At 61.5% G+C, this 21088-nt stretch carries 13 protein-coding genes; 9 read left to right on the top strand and 4 right to left on the bottom strand.

Annotation, left to right across the window (positions count from 1 at the left end; translation table 11 throughout):
• Nucleotides 1–119 precede the first annotated feature (119 nt).
• Complete coding sequence (locus HU811_RS13590) at nt 120–1085, bottom strand: DUF1853 family protein (RefSeq protein WP_186656366.1); 966 nt, start codon at nt 1083–1085, stop codon at nt 120–122.
• A 272-nt stretch (nt 1086–1357) separates the two neighbouring features.
• On the opposite strand from HU811_RS13590, the gene HU811_RS13585 reads away from it, so the two are divergent.
• The 8 genes from HU811_RS13585 to HU811_RS13550 all read left to right on the top strand — a co-directional run bounded on the left by HU811_RS13585 (nt 1358) and on the right by HU811_RS13550 (nt 11775).
• Nucleotides 1358–2248, top strand: a complete 891-nt coding sequence (locus HU811_RS13585) for an NAD(+) kinase (RefSeq protein WP_003202709.1) — start codon at nt 1358–1360, stop codon at nt 2246–2248.
• Nucleotides 2245–3219: a metallophosphoesterase gene (locus tag HU811_RS13580; RefSeq protein ID WP_177218143.1), complete on the top strand. Its 975-nt coding sequence runs from the start codon at nt 2245–2247 to the stop codon at nt 3217–3219. The genes HU811_RS13585 and HU811_RS13580 overlap by 4 nt, the downstream gene beginning before the upstream one ends.
• Nucleotides 3216–4088, top strand: a complete 873-nt coding sequence (locus HU811_RS13575; RefSeq protein ID WP_186656364.1) for a rhomboid family intramembrane serine protease — start codon at nt 3216–3218, stop codon at nt 4086–4088. The genes HU811_RS13580 and HU811_RS13575 overlap by 4 nt, the downstream gene beginning before the upstream one ends.
• A 45-nt stretch (nt 4089–4133) precedes the next feature.
• Nucleotides 4134–4394 carry a YeaC family protein gene (locus HU811_RS13570; RefSeq protein ID WP_186656362.1) on the top strand — a complete coding sequence of 87 codons (261 nt, stop codon included), beginning with the start codon at nt 4134–4136 and terminating at the stop codon, nt 4392–4394.
• Entirely contained in the window at nt 4391–5221 is an 831-nt protein-coding gene (locus tag HU811_RS13565) for a DUF2797 domain-containing protein (protein WP_186656360.1), read from the top strand. Before HU811_RS13570 ends, HU811_RS13565 begins: the two co-directional genes overlap by 4 nt.
• 13 nt (nt 5222–5234) lie before the next feature.
• A complete protein-coding gene (gene pepN / locus HU811_RS13560) occupies nt 5235–7892 on the top strand; it encodes an aminopeptidase N (RefSeq protein ID WP_186656358.1) in 2658 nt (885 codons plus the stop codon).
• A gap of 411 nt (nt 7893–8303) precedes the next feature.
• Nucleotides 8304–9356 carry a WD40/YVTN/BNR-like repeat-containing protein gene (locus tag HU811_RS13555; protein WP_186656356.1) on the top strand — a complete coding sequence of 351 codons (1053 nt, stop codon included), beginning with the start codon at nt 8304–8306 and terminating at the stop codon, nt 9354–9356.
• A 43-nt stretch (nt 9357–9399) separates the two neighbouring features.
• Nucleotides 9400–11775, top strand: a complete 2376-nt coding sequence (locus HU811_RS13550) for an efflux RND transporter permease subunit (RefSeq protein WP_092453801.1) — start codon at nt 9400–9402, stop codon at nt 11773–11775.
• Nucleotides 11776–11978: 203 nt separating this feature from the next.
• Here the strand turns inward: HU811_RS13550 and HU811_RS13545 are convergent, their stop codons facing one another.
• The 3 genes from HU811_RS13545 to HU811_RS13535 form a co-directional block, all read right to left on the bottom strand.
• A complete protein-coding gene (locus HU811_RS13545; RefSeq protein WP_186656354.1) occupies nt 11979–16691 on the bottom strand; it encodes a dermonecrotic toxin domain-containing protein in 4713 nt (1570 codons plus the stop codon).
• Between the two features lie 142 nt (nt 16692–16833).
• Nucleotides 16834–17553 carry a FadR/GntR family transcriptional regulator gene (locus HU811_RS13540; RefSeq protein ID WP_186656352.1) on the bottom strand — a complete coding sequence of 240 codons (720 nt, stop codon included), beginning with the start codon at nt 17551–17553 and terminating at the stop codon, nt 16834–16836.
• A 224-nt stretch (nt 17554–17777) separates the two neighbouring features.
• Complete coding sequence (locus HU811_RS13535; RefSeq protein ID WP_092165380.1) at nt 17778–19514, bottom strand: IlvD/Edd family dehydratase; 1737 nt, start codon at nt 19512–19514, stop codon at nt 17778–17780.
• Between the two features lie 193 nt (nt 19515–19707).
• Here HU811_RS13535 and HU811_RS13530 point away from each other — a divergent pair, with 193 nt between their 5' ends.
• Nucleotides 19708–21030, top strand: a complete 1323-nt coding sequence (locus tag HU811_RS13530) for an MFS transporter (protein WP_186656351.1) — start codon at nt 19708–19710, stop codon at nt 21028–21030.
• The last annotated feature ends 58 nt before the right edge of the window (nt 21031–21088 follow it).

Genomic DNA, 21088 nt, shown 5'->3' with positions numbered 1-21088 from the left:
TTCATCGCGAGCAGGCTCGCTCCCACAGTGACCGCAGCGCCTGCCATTTCATTGGTGAGCAGAGAACCCAGGTGGGAGCGAGCCTGCTCGCGATGAGGCCCTGGCAAACACCGCCAAAATCAGCCATTACCCGGCACATCCGGCCAACGATCCACCACCAGGAACAGCCGCTCGGCCTCTTCCCATTCACCTTTGGCATTTTCCGTGAGGCGCACCATCAGTTGCGCCGGCGCCATGGGGTCGAGGGCCAGTCGCCAGGCTTCCAGTTGCCCGGTGCTCCAGGTCTGCTCCGCTGGGTAATGCGCCGGGGCCAGCCACGCGGCGCGGGGCAGGGGTTGCCAGCGGCCCGGTGGGCGTTGCGCGATGAACGCCGGCCAGTCGCACTGATGCAGCCAACTGCCGCGCAAATGCCTGGGGTGCGCACCGGCCGGCGCTTCGGCATGGCCGGGCCACGGGTAAAGCAGATAGCCACCCAGCCAGAGCTCGGAACGAAACGACTCGATGCCCGAGGCGTCAATGCCCAGCGCCGCCAGGGCTTCACGGCTTTCTGGGCGTGCCGAGATCGGTAATTGGTGTTCGCGTAGATGGGCCAGTTTGCGGTCGAGCCGGTCATGGCTGCCCGGGCCAAGCCACTGCGCCGCGTCTTGCCCGTTACCGTCCTGAGGGCCGAGGTAAAGCTTGATGGCCAGTTCCAGGTGATGGATGCCTTCGCCGTCGCGCAGCAGCAGGTCCAGCTCGCCCAGAGTATGGCCCTGATGCCGGATCGGCAGGTTCGCGGCGACCAGCTCGATGCCCGGTGCGTGTTGCACCGCAAACTGCCACAGTCTTTCGTAGTACAGGCCCAGGCGCCGGGTCCGGCCCTGGGACAGGCAATGCAGCAGGGAATAGCTGTCGCGGTCCAGTTGCTGCAGCCAGTGTTCCAGCCGATGAGGCTGATGCACCCAGTCACTGCCGGTCAGGGGATGGCGTTGGGGCCAGGGTGTGTCGATGAGCATTGGCGGGGCCAGGATCGCCCACGCCAGGTCGCGCACCTCGGGATGGCGCAGGCGGCGGGGCAAGTCGAGCAATTCTGGAAACAGGATCATTTTGCGAGCATAGCCGCTATGCGGCCAATGCTGTTCATTTCAGGAAAGTAAAGAGCCGTGGCGAGGGAGCTTGCTCCCGCTGGACTGCGAAGCAGGCCCCTTGGAGCGGCTGCTGCGCAACCGAGCGGGCGCAAGCTCCCTCGCCACAGTGATTCAGGTAAACCTTAAATGAACGGCATTGCGCCATGGTGAAGGCTTAAAGCATTTTGTCTATGGGCCGCTTTCGCCCATAATCGGGTTTTTCGCCCGACGCAGACCCTCGCAGGAGCCCCATGGAGCAATTTCGTAATATCGGCATCATCGGTCGCCTGGGCAGTTCGCAGGTGTTGGACACCGTTCGCCGACTCAAACGCTTCCTCCTGGAGCGGCACCTGCATGTGATCCTCGAAGACACCATCGCCGAAGTCTTGCCCGGCCACGGCCTGCAGACGTCGTCGCGCAAGATGCTCGGCGAAGTCTGTGACATGGTGATCGTGGTCGGCGGCGACGGCAGCCTGCTGGGGGCCGCCCGAGCCCTGGCGCGGCACAACATTCCGGTGCTGGGGATCAACCGCGGCAGCCTGGGGTTTCTGACCGATATCCGCCCCGACGAGCTGGAAACCAAGGTCGCCGAGGTGTTGGACGGCCATTACTTGGTGGAGAACCGCTTCCTGCTGCAAGCTGAGGTGCGCCGTCACGCCGAGGCCATTGGCCAGGGCGACGCCCTCAACGATGTGGTGCTGCACCCGGGCAAATCCACGCGCATGATCGAATTCGAGCTGTACATCGACGGCCAGTTCGTCTGCAGCCAGAAGGCCGACGGCCTGATCGTCGCCACGCCCACCGGCTCCACGGCCTATGCGCTTTCGGCCGGTGGCCCGATCATGCATCCCAAGCTCGACGCTATTGTGATTGTGCCCATGTACCCCCATACCTTGTCTGGGCGACCCATTGTGGTCGATGGCAACAGTGAGCTGAAAATCGTCGTGTCCAAGGATATGCAGATCTACCCGCAAGTGTCCTGTGACGGTCAGAACCATTTCACCTGCGCACCGGGCGACACCATCACCGTCAGCAAAAAAGCGCAGAAACTGCGCCTGATCCACCCGCTGGATCACAATTACTACGAAGTCTGCCGGACCAAGCTCGGCTGGGGCAGTCGGTTGGGGGGTGGAGGCGACTGATGCTCGATCCTGCGCGCAGTTACGACCTGATCGGCGACGTGCACGGATGCGCCCTGACCCTGGAACGCCTGCTGGACCGCCTCGGCTACCACAAGCAGGGTGGCGTCTGGCGGCACCCGTCGCGCATGGCCGTGTTCCTGGGGGACATCATCGACCGTGGTCCGCGGATCCGCGAAGCCCTGCACATCGTCCACGACATGGTGGTGGCCGGACAGGCGCTGTGCATCATGGGCAACCACGAGTTCAACGCCCTGGGCTGGAGCACGCCGGCACTGCCAGGCAGCGGCCAGCGCTACGTGCGCGAACACACCCCGCGCCATGCGCGCCTGCTCAACGAAACCCTGACTCAGTTCGAGCAGCATCCCGCTGATTGGCAGGACTTTCTCAAGTGGTTTTACGAGTTGCCGTTGTTTGTCGATGCCCAGCGCTTCCGGGTGGTGCACGCCTGCTGGGATAACGGTCTGATCGAGCCCCTGCGAGGCCTGTTCCCGGACGGCTGTATCGACGAGCATTTCCTCCAGGCCTCGGCGGAGCCGGGCAGTTTTGCCTGCACGGTGTTCGATCGCCTGCTGCGTGGCACCGACATGCGCTTGCCCCATGGCCTGACCCTCACCGGGGGTGACGGTCTGACCCGTTCGTTCTTCCGCACCAAGTTCTGGGAAGACGATCCGCAGACCTATGGAGACATCGTGTTCCAACCCGACGCCTTGCCCGAACCGGTGGCCCGCACGCCGCTGTCGCCGGATGAAAAGAATAATCTGCTGCGCTATGGCGTTCATGAGCCGATGTTGTTCGTCGGTCATTACTGGCGCAGCGGCAAACCCGCGCCGATTCGCGCGAACCTGGCCTGCCTGGATTACAGCGCGGTGCTTTACGGAAAATTGGTGGCCTATCGTCTCGACGCAGAGACCCGACTGGACCCGCACAAATTTGTCTGGGTCGATGTCGAGCGGCCGGAGGAGTTGCGATGAGCGTCGTAGCGGTCTTGCGCTTGCCCTTGGCCGAGGATCTGAGTGGCTTCGTCAAATTGCTCCAGCGCATGCAGGTGCCCCATCGGGTCAGCGAAGAGGCGGGCGAGCAGGTGCTGTGGGTGCCGGATGAAGTCAGCGAAGACGTGCGCTCGTTGTACGCACGCTTTCCGAGCGGCGATCCCGAGCAACAGTTGGCGTTGCCCGCCAGCGGCAGCACGTCGCGACGGCCCGGTTTCGTCGAGCAACTGACCCGCAGTCCGGTCACTGCCCTGATGTTGCTGCTGAGCCTGATCGTCGGCGCCGTGACGTTGCTGGGGGAAAATCTCGAGACCTTGCGCTGGCTGACGTTCCTGGAGTTTCGCGTCGTCGGCGACTATATCCATTTCACGCCCCTGGCCGACAGCCTGGCGGCGGGGCAATGGTGGCGCCTGGTGACGCCGATGCTGATCCATTTCGGTTTCCTGCACATCGCCATGAATGGCATGTGGTATTGGGAACTGGGACGGCGGATCGAAGCGCGCCAGGGCGGCATCAACCTGCTGGGGCTGACCCTTCTGTTCAGCCTCGTGTCCAACTTCGCCCAATATTTGTTCAGCGGCCCGACCTTGTTCGGCGGCTTGTCCGGCGTGCTCTATGGCCTGCTGGGGCATTGCTGGATTTTCCAGCTATTGGCACCGAACCCGGCCTATCACTTACCCCGCGGGGTGTTGGTGATGATGCTGGTGTGGCTGGTGCTGTGCCTGTCCGGGCTGATCTCGCTGATCGGCTTCGGCGAAATCGCCAACGCGGCCCACGTCGGCGGGCTGCTCATCGGTTGCTTCACGGGTTTGTTGGGCGGACTGTTCGCTCGTCGTAAAATGGCTCCCTGACGGGCGCCTGTAATATTTGAATAGGCGCGATTGCGCGGAGAACCCATGTCCTCGTTCAACGAAATGATCAAAAACATCACCCCCGATATCTATCAGAGCCTGAAACTGGCGGTGGAAATCGGGAAATGGGCCGATGGCAACAAACTCACCGCCGAGCAGCGCGAACTGTCGCTGCAGGCGATGATCGCCTGGGAGATCCAGAACCTGCCCGAAGAGGAACGCACCGGCTACATGGGGCCGCAGGAGTGCCAATCGAAGGCCACAGAAGTGCCGAACATCCTGTTCAAGTCGGATGCCATCCATTGATCGAGATTGGCCGCGGTGCAATCAGCAAGATGTCGGCACGCCTTGACGGGCCGACCGTTCAATACGCCTTTCGCCTGGGCGATACCGAGGTGCCGGTCAATCCGTTGATCGGCAGCACGCTGCGCCTGGAGTTTCTCGGCGCGATCCACTGCAGCCACTGCGGACGCCGGACCAAGACCAGTTTCAGCCAGGGTTATTGCTACCCCTGCATGACCAAGCTGGCCCAATGCGACCTGTGCATCATGAGCCCCGAGCGCTGCCACTTCGACGCGGGCACCTGCCGCGATCCGGCCTGGGGCGAACAGTTCTGCATGACCGATCATGTGGTGTACCTGGCCAATTCCTCGGGCGTGAAAGTCGGCATCACCCGCGCCACGCAACTGCCGACCCGCTGGCTTGACCAGGGCGCCAGCCAGGCGCTGCCGATCCTGCGGGTCGCCACGCGCCAGCAATCGGGCTTTGTCGAAGACCTGTTGCGCAGTCAGGTGGCGGACAAGACCAACTGGCGCGCGTTGCTCAAGGGCGATGCCGTGGCGGTGGACCTGCCCCGGATCCGCGATTCGCTGTTCGAGAGCTGCGCTGAAGGTCTGCAAGGCTTGCAGGAACGATTCGGTCTGCAAGCGATCCAGACCATAGCGGACGTCGAGCCCATCGAGATCCGTTATCCGGTGGAGCAGTACCCGGCCAAGATCGTCAGCTTCAACCTGGACAAGAACCCGATTGCCGAAGGCACGCTGCTGGGGATCAAGGGCCAATACCTGATTTTCGACACCGGCGTGATCAATATTCGTAAATACACGGCTTATCAGCTCGCCGTGCATCAGTAGAAGGACTCGACCCATGCGCACCGAACAACCGAAGATGATTTACCTGAAGGACTATCAGGCGCCCGAGTACCTGATCGACGAGACACACCTGACCTTCGAGTTGTTCGAGGACCACAGCCTGGTCCATGCGCAACTGGTGATGCGCCGTAACCCCGAGCGCGGGGCCGGCCTGCCGCCCCTGGTGCTCGATGGCCAGCAGTTGGAGCTGCTCTCGATCAAGCTCGATGACATCGACCTCAATCCGCTGGACTATCAACTGGACGGCAGCCACCTGACCCTGCAACCCAAGGCCTCGGCCTTCACGGTGGACACCAGCGTCAGAATCCACCCGGAAACCAACACCGCCCTGGAAGGCTTGTACAAATCCGGCAGCATGTTCTGCACCCAGTGCGAGGCTGAGGGTTTTCGCAAGATCACCTATTACCTCGACCGGCCGGATGTGATGAGCACATTCACCACCACGGTGGTGGCCGAGCAGCACAGCTATCCGGTGTTGCTGTCCAACGGCAACCCGATCGCCAGCGGTCCCGGCGAAGATGGCCGGCACTGGGCGACCTGGGAAGACCCGTTCAAGAAACCCGCCTACCTGTTTGCCCTGGTGGCCGGGGACCTGTGGTGCGTCGAAGACACCTTCACCACCATGACCGAGCGCACCGTCGCGCTGCGTATCTATGTCGAGCCGGAAAACATCGACAAGTGCCAGCACGCCATGACCAGCCTCAAGAAGTCGATGCGCTGGGATGAAGAGGTCTATGGGCGTGAGTATGACCTGGACATCTTCATGATTGTCGCGGTCAACGACTTCAACATGGGCGCCATGGAAAACAAGGGCCTGAACATCTTCAACTCCAGCGCAGTGCTGGCCCGCGCCGAAACCGCCACCGATGCCGCGCACCAGCGGGTCGAAGCGATCGTTGCCCACGAGTATTTCCATAACTGGTCGGGCAACCGCGTGACGTGCCGTGACTGGTTCCAGTTGTCCCTCAAGGAAGGCTTCACTGTGTTCCGTGACGCCGGTTTTTCGGCCGACATGAACTCGGCCACGGTCAAGCGTATCCAGGACGTGGCGTACCTGCGCACTCACCAGTTTGCCGAAGACGCGGGTCCCATGGCCCACCCGGTGCGCCCGGACAGCTTCATGGAAATTTCCAACTTCTACACCCTGACCGTGTACGAGAAGGGTTCGGAAGTGGTCGGCATGATCCACACCTTGCTGGGCGCCGAGGGCTTTCGCAAGGGCAGCGACCTGTACTTCGAGCGCCACGACGGCCAGGCCGTGACCTGCGATGACTTCATCAAGGCCATGGAGGATGCCAACGGCGTCGACCTCGGTCAGTTCAAGCGCTGGTACAGCCAGGCCGGCACGCCACGGCTGGCGGTCAGCGAGGCCTACGACGCTGCTGCCCGGACCTACAGCCTGACCTTCAGGCAGAGCTGCCCACCGACCCCGGACAAAATGGAAAAACTGCCATTTGTGATTCCCGTGGAGCTGGGGTTGCTGGACGGGAAGGGCGCTGAAATGCCTTTGCGCCTGGCCGGTGAAGCGGCGGCAAAGGGTACCTCCCGGGTGATCTCGGTGACCGAAGCCGAGCAGACTTTCACCTTTGTCGATATCGCCGAACAACCCCTGCCATCGCTGCTGCGTGGCTTCTCGGCGCCGGTGAAGCTGAGCTTCCCGTACAGCCGCGACCAGTTGATGTTCCTGATGCAGCACGACAGCGACGGCTTCAACCGCTGGGATGCCGGCCAGCAATTGTCGGTGCAAGTGCTACAGGAACTGATCGCCCAGCATCAGAAAGGTGAACCGCTGGTGCTGGACCCGCGTTTGGTCAGCGCGTTGCGCACCGTACTGTCGGACGAATCCCTGGACCAGGCCATGGTCGCGGAAATGCTCTCGCTGCCTGGCGAGGCTTACCTGACGGAAATCAGCGAAGTGGCTGACGTGGAGGCGATCCACGCCGCCCGTGAATTTGCCCGCAAACAACTGGCGGAGAATCTGTTCGAAGCCCTGTGGCTGCGCTATGAAGCCAACCGCGACCTGTCCAAGCGCACACCGTATGTGGCCGAGGCCGAGCATTTCGCCCGTCGCGCCTTGCAGAACATCGCGCTGTCGTACTTGATGCTTGCCGACAAGCCGGAAGTGCTCAGTGCCACCCTGGAGCAGTTCGACACCGCCGACAACATGACCGAGCGTCTCACGGCGCTGGCGGTGTTGGTCAATTCGCTGTTTGAAGCCGAGAAGGCCAAGGCTCTGGAAGTGTTCGCGGAAAACTTCAAAGGCAACCCGCTGGTCATGGACCAATGGTTCAGCGTCCAGGCCGGCAGCCCGTTGCCGGGTGGCCTGGCGCGGGTCAAGGCCTTGATGGAGCACCCGGCGTTCAATATCAAGAACCCGAACAAGGTTCGCGCGCTGGTGGGGGCGTTTGCCGGGCAAAGCCTGATCAACTTCCACGCCGCCGACGGTTCGGGTTATCGCTTCCTGGCGGACCTGGTGATCCAGCTCAATGGCTTCAACCCGCAGATCGCCGCACGGCAACTGGCGCCGCTGACCCGTTGGCGCAAATACGACAGCGCCCGCCAGGCGCTGATGAAAGCCGAGCTGGAGCGCATCCTCGCGTCCGGCGGGCTGTCGGCCGATGTGTTTGAAGTGGTGAGCAAGAGCCTGGCGTGACCTTGGCGCCGCGGTCTGTCTGGCAGACCGCGGTGTTCGCATCGCGAGCAGGCTCGCTCCCACAAGGGATCTTCAATGGACGCCTGTTTTGTGTTCAACAGAGATACCCTGTGGGAGCGAGCCTGCTCGCGATAGCGTCAGACCAGCCACCGCTATAGCTACCCAGCGTCCAGCTATAACCTCCCCGAATACCCCTTCATTCACCCCCAACCGCATCCCCCCACGGTTAACAAAAGATAACGCGGTGTCGATTGTCAGACCTTTCCAAAGCCCGATAGGATAGGTCAGCTTCCGAAGTGGCTCTAGATTGCAGGTTTCAGGACTATGCTCCAGAACAGTCAATCACGATAAGCCCGCTTACGGCGCCCTGAAGGGTTGAATGACCTAACAATAATAATGGGGGAAAGGTCTATGAATGAGCCTGTCATGGCTGTGGGCCGCTGCCGGCCGCCGGTACTGCGCAGAGTCGCGTTGCTGGTCTCGGCGCTCTCGCTGCTGGGCTCTGCCGTGTTGTCTGCACCGGTGATGGCCGTAGCGGCGTCGACAGCCGATGTCATCTATTCCGTCGAGTCGGCCAAGGCCAGCAAAACCCTGATGCTCGATGTGGTCCATGCCGGCAAACGCCTGGTGGCGGTCGGTGATCGCGGGCACATTGTCTATTCGGACGATCAGGGCAGCTCCTGGACTCAGGCCAAGGTGCCGACCCGCCAGTTGCTCACCGCAGTATTTTTCGTCGATGACAAACACGGCTGGGCCGTGGGGCACGACGCGCAGATACTGGCCAGCGAAGACGGTGGCAGCACCTGGACCAAGCAATTCGAAGACCTGACCCGTGAATCGCCGCTGCTGGACGTCTGGTTCAAGGATGCGAGCAACGGTTTTGCCGTGGGCGCCTACGGGGCGCTGTTCGAAACCACCGACGGCGGCAAGCACTGGGAAGAGGTCGGGGATCGCCTCGACAACGAAGACCAGTTCCACCTCAACGCGATCGCTGCGGTGAAAGACGCCGGGCTGTTCATCGTCGGTGAGGCCGGCAGCATGTTCCGTTCCAGCGATTGGGGCCAGACCTGGGAAAAGATCGAAGGCCCATACGAAGGCTCGCTGTTCGGCGTCATCGGCACCGCTCAGCCTTCAACGCTGCTGGCCTACGGCCTGCGCGGCAACCTCTATCGCTCCACCGATTTTGGTAGCACCTGGGAGCAGGTCGAGCTCAAGGCCACCCGGGGTGCCCTGGAATTCGGCCTGTCCGGAGCCACGCTCTTGCCAGATGGCTCCATCGTCATTGTCGGCAACGGCGGCAGTGTGGTGCGCAGCAGCGATGACGGCGTGACCTTCAGCGTATTCAACCGCCCGGATCGGATTTCCGTGGCGGCCGTCACGGCGGCGGGCAACGGCAATCTGATCCTGGCAGGACAGGGTGGCGTTCACGCCACCACCCCCACCGGCGCTGAATTGAGCAAATGAGCCGCAAACATCCGGCGGGCACAATAACAAGAAGGCGGACCCCATGAGCAGTCATCATCAAGACAAGGCAACGTTTCTCGAACGCCTGATTTTCAACAACCGCCCGGCAGTGATCGTCATTTGCCTGTTGGTCAGTATTTTCCTGTTCTGGCAGGCCACGCTGATCCGGCCGTCCACCAGTTTCGAAAAAATGATTCCCCTCGAGCACCCCTTCATCGAGAAGATGCTCGAACACCGCAATGATTTGGCGAACCTGGGCAACACGGTGCGGATTTCCGTGGAGGCCACCAACGGTGACATTTTCTCCAAGGATTACATGGAGACCTTGCGCCAGATTCATGACGAGGTGTTCTACATTTCCGGCGTCGACCGCTCCGGCCTCAAGTCGTTGTGGAGCCCGAGCGTGCGCTGGACCGAAGTGACGGAGGAGGGCTTTGCCGGTGGTGAGGTGATTCCCCAGAGCTATGACGGCTCGGCCGACAGCCTCGATCTGTTACGCAACAACGTGCTCAAGTCCGGTCAGGTCGGACGCCTGGTGGCCAACGATTTCAAATCGAGCATCATCGATATCCCGCTGTTGGAGTCCTATCCGGACCCGCAGGACCAGGGCAAGCTGCTGGCCCTGGATTACCAGAAGTTCTCCCACGAACTCGAAGACAAGATTCGCAACAAGTTTGAAGCCCAGAACCCCAACGTGAAGATCCATATCGTGGGCTTTGCCAAGAAGGTCGGTGACTTGATCGACGGCCTGACCATGGTGGTGATGTTCTTCGGCGTGGCCTTCATCATTACCCTGGTGCTGCTGTACTGGTTCACCAACTGCATGCGCAGCACCATTGCAGTGCTGAGCACGACCCTGGTAGCCGTGGTCTGGCAGTTGGGGCTGATGCACGCCGTCGGTTTCGGGCTCGATCCTTATTCGATGCTGGTACCGTTTCTGATCTTCGCCATTGGTATCTCCCACGGCGTGCAGAAAATCAACGGTATCGCTCTGCAATCCAGTGAAGCGGACAACGCCCTGACGGCGGCGCGGCGCACATTCCGTCAGTTGTTCCTGCCGGGGATGATCGCGATCCTGGCGGATGCCGTCGGCTTTATCACCTTGCTGATCATCGATATCGGCGTGATCCGGGAACTGGCCTTTGGGGCGTCCATCGGCGTGGCGGTGATTGTGTTCACCAACCTGATCCTGTTGCCGGTGGCGATTTCCTATGTCGGCATCAGCAAACGTGCCATCGAGCGCAGCAAAAAGGATGCGACGCGTGAACACCCGTTCTGGCGCCTGCTGTCGAAATTTGCCAGCGCCAAGGTCGCGCCGGTGTCGATCGTCCTGGCCTTGATCGCCTTTGGTGGCGGCCTCTGGTACAGCCAGAACCTGAAGATCGGTGACCTGGACCAGGGCGCGCCGGAGTTGCGTCCGGACTCGCGCTATAACCAGGACAACAACTTCATCATCAGCAACTATTCCACCAGCTCCGACGTATTGGTGGTGATGGTCAAGACCAAGGCTGAAGGCTGCTCACGCTATGAAGCCATGGCCCCCATCGACGAGCTGATGTGGAAAATGCAGAACACCGAGGGGGTGCAGTCGGCGATCTCCCTGGTCACCGTGTCCAAACAAATGATCAAGGGCATGAACGAGGGCAACCTGAAGTGGGAAACCTTGTCGCGCAACCCTGATGTGCTGAACAACTCCATTGCCCGGGCCGATGGCCTGTACAACAACAACTGCTCCGTGGCCCCGGTGTTGGTGTTCCTCAACGACCACAAGGCCGAGACCCTGGACCGCGCCGTGAAGGTGGTGCAGGCGTTTGCCAAGGAAAATAATCGCGACGGCCTGGAGTTCATCCTCGCCGCCGGCAACGCTGGCATTGAAGCGGCGACCAACGAAGTGATCAAGGAATCGGAACTGACCATTCTGATCCTGGTGTACATCTGCGTGGCAACCATGTGCATGATCACCTTCCGTTCCTGGGCGGCGACGCTGTGCATCGTGCTGCCGCTGGTGCTGACCTCGGTGCTGGGTAACGCGCTGATGGCCTTCATGGGGATTGGCGTGAAAGTCGCGACGCTGCCGGTGGTGGCGCTTGGCGTGGGGATTGGCGTGGATTACGGCATCTACATCTACAGCCGCCTGGAAAGCTTCCTGCGGGCCGGGTTGCCGTTGCAAGAGGCGTACTACCAGACGCTGAAGTCCACCGGTAAGGCGGTGTTGTTCACTGGCCTGTGCCTGGCCATCGGTGTGTGCACCTGGATCTTCTCGGCCATCAAGTTCCAGGCCGACATGGGGCTGATGCTGACGTTCATGTTGCTGTGGAACATGTTCGGGGCACTGTGGCTGCTGCCGGCGCTGGCGCGTTTCCTGATCAAACCTGAGAAAATGGCAGGGCAGAAGAGTAAGTCGTTGTTTGCCCACTGACTGACCAGCAAGGCTGCAACCTTGACCCACTCAAGGAGCCTGGAATGAATCTGTGGCGAGGGAGCTTGCTCCCGCTGGGCTGCGAAGCAGCCCCCCAGACCAGGCGCCTTGGTGGATCAGGTTGATCGCATCCAGCCTTTTTGGGACTGCTGCGCAGTCCAGCGGGAGCAAGCTCCCTCGCCACGGTGAGTCACCCACTCCCGTCAAGGCGCCAACGGCAAGAACTTGCTTTGCGCCAACGGCCTGCCGATCTGTCCTCGGTACACATTCACCACTGCGTAAGGGCTTTTCGCCTTGGCCAGCATTGAATGGTAGTGCTCCTTGCGCTGTTCCTTGGTTTTCAAATGCGCGACGCTAAAGTCAGCTTTTGGCGTGTCTGCCGTTTCGTAATGAAAGTGCGCGTACCAGAGGGGCCAACCGTCCCGGTCATTGATGGCGTACTCCTGGAGGAAATCCTTGCGCTCGCCCTTCAAGGCTTTGCGTTCGCCGAGCTTGGCAACTTGTATCAGGTTTTTCTCGAACAGGTAGCGAAGGTTGCTGTCGGTGGGGGGCAGTTTCAGGCTCAATTCGGTGCGCAGTTCACTGCCTCGGGTGATCAGGCGCGAAACAGCGTTTGACAGTTGCTCGGTCAGTGTCTGATCGGCTGCGGTGCGCGGGTTTTTTGAGGCGGTGAAGGCTCGTTCGAGTTCTTCGGACAGTTTGCGGTAGCGACTCGCTTCGTTGCTGAGGATTTCCTCGATTTCCTGTGGGAAGCGACACTGGGTTTTATAGCGTTCGGCGTTCAACAGGCTGGTTTCCAATTGCCCGAGCAGTTTTCGTGCATCGGCCTTGATCGCCTTGACCGAGCGTGTGCGGGGTGCTGGGACTGGTCGTTGGACCTCGACGAGGTCCCAGACGTCGTCGTGTTGCGAGTAGGTGGCGAGCAGCCTGTCGTCGACTTCGGAGCGCAGCTCGACGACCTCGATCGGCAGCGACGTGCCGGCCGGTTTCAGGTCGCCGATCAAAACACCGCTCTTGCGCGTCTTGATGACCTTCTTCTGCGGGCGCCCGGCAGGTGTCCTGCTACGTTTGGGCGGACGCTTGCGCGGTGCCGGCTCGGGCTTGATCTCGGCGGCCAGTTTGGCGGACACGTCTTGATAAAGGCCTTCCACCAGCCTGAACAGCCTGCCGAAATAGGAGGTGTTCATGTCTGCGGCATTGAGGGCTTTCATACCCTGCATGGCATCGAGGGCCGCGCCATAGTGTTCGATCAGGCTTTCCAGAACCTCGATCTGTTCCGATGGGCTCAGTTCGTAGGTGCTCAGGTCGGACTGGGAGCGCGCCTGTTCCATCAATAACTGGGTGACGTTGTGCAGGTTCTCGGGAAGGTCGGAATCGGGGTCCTTGAAGATCAGCGCCGCTAGCGTAGGCAGTTGCAGGGCCTTGGTGGCCAATGCCGTTCGTTCACCCAACGGGCGGTCCCGGGTCAGCCGCTCAAATGCTTGTGCGCCCGCGGCATCCAGGTTCAACAGCGCTTCCAGGTAGCGGTCCCTGAGTTCCAGCCAATGGATCGAGCGATCGTTGATGTTGCTCAACGCGTCGAGGTAATCGAAATAGTCGAGAAGGTTGCCGGCGACATTCGCTTGCAGGGTCGAATAATCTTGTGTGAATTGGCCATGAGCGGCATCCAGTGCCGTCAGGTCGAACTCGTTGATCAGGAAGGCCTTGCGGGCATTGTTGACCACATTCTCCATCAAGGCGCGGATGATGCCTGGGGGCAGCTGCATATCGTGGCTGGCATATTCGGTGACGTTGTCCAGCAGCTTCAGATAGGTGTCAGTCTGCTTCTCCAGCAGCTTGTAGAAGCGTGCCCGCTTGTCCGCGCGTTGCGCTTCGGTAAAGTTGCCTGCCTGGGTTCTGGTCATGACTTCCTGGGCAGTGTCGAGGGCGCGTTGCTCATCGGCCTCGCCCTTGTAATAACTCTTCAGCAGCTCGCTCAGTTCGGCCGCGCGTTGGGCCTTTATGTCCCGCAGTTTGGCCAGGCGCTTGGGGGGCATGCCCCCACGCAGGCGCAGACGCAGGTCGATGGACCAGTTGCCCCGGGCATCCGCTTGCAGCACCGGACCATACTGAGCCGAGTCCCGCGGGGCGAGGGGATTGACAATGATCGCGGTGCCGTCTGGTTCCGGGGTCACCTGATACATTTTTCCATCCACCAGGGCGTGCCAGGTGTTCCGAATGACGTACAGGCCCGTGTAGGGGCCGTATTTTGTCGGCTCGGGCATGGATGCCGGTTGGTTTACCTGGAAACGTTGCAGGCGGGCGAGTTGCTCCGGTGTCAACCGTCGGCGCGCGCTGGCAAAACTGAGGTCAAGGTTTCTGCCGCTGCCGCCGGAGCGTTCCCCTGGCAAGGCCACGGGCCCTTCATGAATGCTCGGTGGCGCGGGTGCGGGCCACTGCTCCGAGATGATGCGCGGCGCGGGAGGGCGCATCACCTGTTCCTTGAGCGCTTCGGGCAATGGGGCCCGAGGGGGCGCACTGATGGAGGGAAACTGGACCAGCAGCATGCCGAGGTTGAGCAGCAGATCGACAGCGGCGAGTTCCCGGGTCACCGAGTCTTCGCTGCTCAGGGCCGGGATGTCCTGATTGGCGCTGGCCATCAGGCTCCATAGCCAGGCGGTGGCCATGGCCGGGCCGCGCAGCAGGGGCAACAGCAGGGTGTTGAACAACAGGCTGCCACCGTGAAGCAGAATGGCCCAGCGGCTTTCACTGTTGGACACCGAGCCCCGGTCTGCCTGAGTGACCAGAGCCCGGGCATTGCTGCCGTAGAGGTATTGCATCAATTCGCCGTTGCGCAGGAACTGCCGCAGTTCGTCGTTGACGCTGTCGACCGCCAGGGTCGCCGGCGCCGGCTTCTGGGGAAGGCTGAACTCATCGCCCTGATAGAAGCGCACGATATGGGGTTCCTGGAAACCGCCGTTGGCGTAGATCAGGCGAGCGGCGTCGGACATCCAGGTCAGTACACTCTGTTGCAGGTCTCCGGGCGCGGCGATGGCTTGCAGCAATGCCTGGCGCGTCGGGTATTGCAGCAGCGAAGGCGTATAGAGCGGGCGATACAGCACATGCGGGCCAGTAGCGATATCCTCCGGCTCGATGATGAACATGTTCGTCACGGTATCAGGGTGGGCTTCAGGCTTGCGCAGGAAGGCCAGGTGGCGAATGACGACCGGAGCGCCCGCGACCCGTTGCTCATCGGCGTCGGGCTTGAGCAGGGCTTCGATCAGGGCCAGTCCTTGGCGGGTCATGCCGTTTTCGTGGTTGAGGATCTGCTTGAGGGCATCCAGCGGCAGTTGGGCGGGGATCTCCTCGGCGAACATCCGTTGGCGCTGGTGGGCTTGCGACACATCGTCCAACAGTTTCTGTTGCAGGTAGCGCGGGTAGGTCGTGCCGATGTCCACCTGTTCGATCAGCCCGTACTTGCGAGTGATGAAGTCCGCCGTCAACCACATCGGTAGCGCCAGGCCCAGGCGATGGCTGAGCACCGGATCCACGCCGGGGCGGGAGACGAGGTTGTCGATCGCCAGTTCGGTCAGGCTCATCGTTCTTTTTTCGACAATCCCGGTGGTGCCGGGATAGCCCGCCGCTGCGCTGAAGGTCAGTTGCACATCATCGGGCTGATATTGGCTGGCCTGGGCCTTGGTCGGACTGCGGTCGTTGGCCTGCTGCAGGACGTTGAGCAGGGCCTCTGCGGCGAAAGCCTTGATATCCTGGATGTCGCTGAGAAAGGTGCGGCCCTGGTTGCGTTTCTTGGCACTGGCCAATGCCAGGCTGTATTGCTGGATCTTCGTCCTGTCGATGACGGACGCCTGTTTCAGCCAGTCGGGAATCAGGGGGGCGATCCGTGCCGCCGTTTCGGGCATCGGCTGCGGGGCGTCGAGCAGATAGCGGGCGGGGTCGCTCAGCTCGGCATAAAGTGCCTTGAGCTCTGGCAGGCCAATACGCGAGGGCAGTTGCACCGCCTCCAGGTCGGCCAGTTGCTGCTCCAGGATCAGGGCCGCCTGGGTCTCGAAGGCATTGCCACTGATCTCGTTACGTTGGCAAGTCACGCTGTCGACGACGTACTGGCTGGCGATCAGCGTGCCCCAGTGTTGAGTGAACGCTTCCAGGGAGTCGAAGGCCTGGACAGCACCGGCAGGACTGCAAAGCAGTAGGCGTGTCGAGTTGTTCTTGCAGCGGACCAACAGCATTTCGCTGCTGATCAACACACTGCTGGAGCCGTCCCGAGTGAGCCGGGTCTCCAGGCTGTAGGCATAGACGGACGATTGGCCGTGACGCCGAAAGCGTTGCTCACGATCTGGCCATTGGACAATCTGGTCGAGGGCGTCGCGGGCCTCTTCAGAAAGGCCAGGCTGCTGCAGACCGCGGATATGCAGCAGATTTCTGAGCACATCGCTGAGCCACTGCCAGCGGCTGGTGCCGTCCTGCCTGTCGGTTTGCGAGGCGGTGTCGATGTTGGCGTTCCAGTAACGCGTCAGCGCATCCTCTAGCCCGATGGGCACGCTCCAGGGCAGTTCGAGCAGCAGCTTTTTGATGACGTTCATATCCAGCTTGCCGTCGTCTGGCGAAAGCAGCCGCGGCGGCGCGTCGGACAGGAAGCTGCGCCGCCCGTTGCGATCCTTGAATTGCACAGGAGTGCCCAGCGCCAGGTAGTCGAGGACGCGGGCCATGAAGGGTTCGAGCAGATAGCCGCGCGAAGCTGTATCGGGCGTTGCCAGCCGGGTTTTGGAGAGGTCGAAGGCCAGTGTGGGGTATTTTTCCTTGATGGCCTGTTCGAGCATGCGTTTGGCGAACTGCTCGAAGGTCGGGCGACTGGCAAATTGCAGGCTGACGCTTTGAGCCAACGCGGGGAGAGTATTGGCCGTAGAGGGCGCGGTCATATGAAGTCCTTTTCATAAACTCAGGGCCGCCGGAAATGACGACGCGCACAGTATCGACATCCCGGTCCCGCCAGGGCGGTAAATAAATACCACCTCGATGAATACCGGTTATGCCAGGCCTCGTCGGGAGTGCTTGGGGATATCAGGAAGGATCGGCGCCCAACACCACGTTCAGTGCACTGCGGGCATCGTCCAGTTGCACCAGGGTGGCATGCCGGGCACCGAGGGCGTCGCGGTTCTCGATGGCGGTGAGGATCGCCTTGTGGCGCGGCATCGCCAGTTCATGCAGGTTGGGCCGCTGGTTGGAGTGCTTGAGGGCTTCGGCGATGGCGACCGACAACATGTTGCACAGGTTGGCGAGCAGGTCGTTGTGGGTGGCGTCGGCGATGCGGCTGTGGAAGTCCAGGTCCGGTTGCAGCACGGCCTCGGGGGTCGGTGCCGCCTCCATGCGCTGGTAGGCCTCGCGGATCGCGGCGATGTCGGTGTCGGTGGCGAACTGTGCGGCGAGGGCCGCGGCGGCCGGTTCGATGATGCTGCGTACGCTGGTCAACAGATTGAAGAACTCATTCTGCGGGCTGCTTTGCATCAACCAGTGCAGCACATCGGGGTCGAGCATGTGCCATTCCCGGCGCGCCTTGACCACCGTGCCGACCCGTGGCCGCGAATACACCAGCCCCTTGGCGACCAGCACGCGTGTGGCCTCGCGCAACACCGGACGGCTGACGGCATACTCCTCGCACAACAATGCTTCGGCGGGCAGTTTATCGTCGGGTTTGAAACGCCCGGAAACGATCTGCATGCCCAGTTCCTGGACGATGCGCGCGTGCATGCTTTTGCGGTCGGAGGGTTTACGGTAGTCCATGGGATGCGGCGCGATCCTGTGCGAGGGGAGTGTTGCGCATGATAGCAGGCGCGGCGATGGCGGGTCGCTAGTGCGAGCACGGTCTGGAACTCAGAGAAGATCCAAATGTGGGAGCGGGCTTGCTCGCGAATGCGGTGTGACAGTCAACCCAAATGTTGAATGTTCAACCGCATTCGCGAGCAAGCCCGCTCCCACAGGACCTTCTGTTGAGCATGAGTCAAGTGTCAGTGGGAATGACGCGGTACTTCGGCGCCGCGGCAGCCCACCAGGAAGTCGAAGTCACAGCCTTGGTCCGCTTGCAACACATGGTCGATGTACAGCTGGCGGTAGCCGCCCACCAGTAGTTGCTGCGGGGGGGCGATGTCGGCCAGGCGAGCGGCGAGTTCGGCGTCCGGAATGTCCAGGTGCAGACGACCGCTAGCGCAATCGAGCTCGATCCAGTCACCTTCCTTCACCGCCGCCAGAGGCCCGCCGGCTGCCGCTTCCGGCGCCACATGCAAGACCACGGTGCCGTAGGCGGTGCCGCTCATGCGCGCATCGGAAATCCGCACCATATCCGTCACGCCCTGGGCCAGCAGCTTGGCCGGCAACCCCATGTTGCCGACTTCGGCCATGCCCGGATAACCTTTGGGCCCGCAGTTCTTCATCACCAGGATCGAGCTGGCATCGACATCCAGTTCCGGATCGTTGATCCGCGCCTTGTACTCGTCGAAGTTCTCGAACACCACCGCGCGACCGCGATGCTGCATCAGTTCGGCGGTGGCGGCGGATGGCTTGAGCACCGCCCCCAGTGGCGCCAGGTTGCCACGCAGCACGCAGATGCCGCCGTCGGCGCGGATCGGGTTGTCCAGGGTGCGGATGACTTCATCCTGGCCGTAGATCGGTGCGTCCTTGGTGTTCTCGCCGATGCTCTTGCCGTTGACGGTGAGGGCATTCGGGTTGGGGATCAGGTTGGCTTCGCCGAGACGGCGCAGCACGGCGGGCAAACCACCGGCGTAATAGAACTCCTCCATCAGGAAGCGTCCGGACGGCTGCAGGTCGACGATGGTCGGCATGCCGCGACCGATGCGAGTCCAGTCGTCCAGGTCCAGTTGCACGCCGATGCGTCCGGCGATGGCCTTGAGATGGATCACCGCGTTGGTGGAGCCGCCGATGGCCGCGTTGACGCGGATGGCGTTTTCGAAGGCTTCCTTGGTCAGGATTTTCGACAGCTTGAGGTCTTCGCGGACCATTTCCACCGCACGCATGCCGGACATGTGGGCCAGCACATAACGGCGCGCATCCACCGCCGGAATCGCGGCGTTGTGGGGCAGGGACGTGCCGAGGGCTTCGGCCATACAGGCCATGGTGGACGCGGTGCCCATGGTGTTGCAGGTACCGGCCGAACGGGACATGCCGCCTTCGGCCGCGAGGAAGTCGTCAATGGTGATGGTGCCGGCCTTGACCTGTTCGCTCAATTGCCAGACCACCGTGCCCGAACCGATGTCCTGACCCTTGTGTTTGCCGTTGAGCATCGGCCCGCCAGTCACGACGATTGCCGGCACGTCGCAACTGGCGGCACCCATCAGCAAAGCGGGCGTGGTCTTGTCGCAACCGGTGAGCAGCACGACGCCGTCAATCGGGTTGCCGCGAATCGCTTCTTCAACGTCCATGCTCGCCAGGTTGCGCGTCAGCATGGCGGTAGGGCGCAGGTTCGATTCGCCGTTGGAGAACACCGGAAACTCCACCGGGAAGCCCCCGGCCTCGATCACGCCGCGCTTGACGTGTTCGGCGATCTGCCGGAAATGCGCGTTGCATGGTGTCAGCTCCGACCAGGTGTTGCAGATGCCGATGATTGGCTTGCCATGAAACTGATGGTCGGCGATGCCCTGATTTTTCATCCAGCTGCGGTACATGAAGCCGTTTTTGTCGGCGGTGCCAAACCATTGGGCCGAGCGCAGGGAGGGTTTCTTATCAGACATGATCGATTCTCTTATTGTATGACTATATGGTTTTAGCTTGCGCCTAACATAAGCTCAATTTGCTCTGTTTGGAAGTGTTGTTGGGTAAATAGTATTACTATATAGTCCGATTCAACGGAGGGGTTGTCCTGGCGCTCATTGGTCAGAGAAATCCCCCAAGGTTCTATAACAACAACAATCGGAGACCGGTCCCATGAGCCAGGAATTGCGGCTTATTCGCCGCATCACGCTGAAACTGATTCCTTTTCTGATCCTGCTATATCTGATCGCCTACGTGGACCGTTCCGCCGTGGGCTTCGCCAAGCTGCACATGGGCGCCGACATCGGCATCGGTGATGCCGCCTACGGCCTGGGCGCGGGGTTGTTTTTCATTGGCTACTTCCTGCTGGAGATCCCCAGCAACCTGATGCTGGAACGCTTCGGTGCCCGGCGCTGGTTCGCGCGGATCATGATCACCTGGGGCGCCATCACCATCGGCATGGCGTTTGTGCAAGGGCCTTACAGCTTCTATGTGATGCGCTTTCTGCTCGGCGCGGCGGAAGCCGGATTCTTCCCCGGCGTGCTGTACTACATCACCCAATGGTTCCCGGTTCGCCATCGCGGCAAGATCCTGGGCCTGTTCATTCTGTCTCAGCCCATCGCCATGATGATCACCGGCCCCGTCTCCGGCGGCTTGCTGGGCATGGACGGCATCCTGGGCCTGCACGGCTGGCAGTGGTTGTTTATCGTCATCGGCCTGCCGGCGGTCTTGCTGACCTGGCCGGTGCTGCGTTATCTGCCGGATGGTCCGCAACAGGTGAAGTGGATGGACCAGGCTGAAAAGGACTGGCTGACCGGGGAACTGAAAAAAGACCTTGAGGAATACGGCCAGACCCGGCACGGCAATCCGCTGCACGCCTTGAAGGACAAGCGTGTCCTGCTGCTGGCGCTGTTCTATCTGCCGGTGACCCTGAGCATCTACGGGCTGGGCCTGTGGCTGCCCACGTTGATCAAGCAATTTGGCGGCACTGATCTGGTGACCGGTTTCGTGTCCTCGGTGCCCTACATCTTCGGCATCATCGGTTTGCTGATCATTCCTCGCAGTTCCGACCGCTTGAACGATCGCTACGGTCATCTGGCCGTGCTCTATGTGCTGGGCGCCATCGGCCTGTTCCTCAGTGCCTGGCTGACGGTGCCGGTGTTGCAACTGGCGGCGTTGTGCCTGGTGGCATTTGCGCTGTTTTCCTGCACCGCGGTGTTCTGGACCTTGCCGGGGCGTTTCTTCGCCGGCGCCAGTGCGGCAGCGGGTATCGCGCTGATCAACTCGGTGGGCAACCTGGGCGGCTACATCGGGCCGTTCGTGATCGGTGCGCTCAAGGAATACACCGGCAACCTGGCGTCGGGGCTGTACTTCCTGTCCTGCGTGATGGTGTTCGGCCTGGTGTTGACCGGCGTGGTGTATCGCCTGCTGGAGCGTAAGCATGTGCTGCCGGCGGATCAGTTCGCGGCCAGTGCCCGGGGGGCGACGCGTACTTGAAGTCACTGCGATCAATTGTGGAAGCGAGTTTTTGTGGCGAGGGAGCTTGCTCCCGCTC

The sequence above is a fragment of the Pseudomonas tehranensis genome (genome assembly GCF_014268615.1).
Lineage (GTDB): Bacteria > Pseudomonadota > Gammaproteobacteria > Pseudomonadales > Pseudomonadaceae > Aquipseudomonas > Aquipseudomonas tehranensis.
This window is presented reverse-complemented; position numbering and strand designations above follow the sequence as displayed.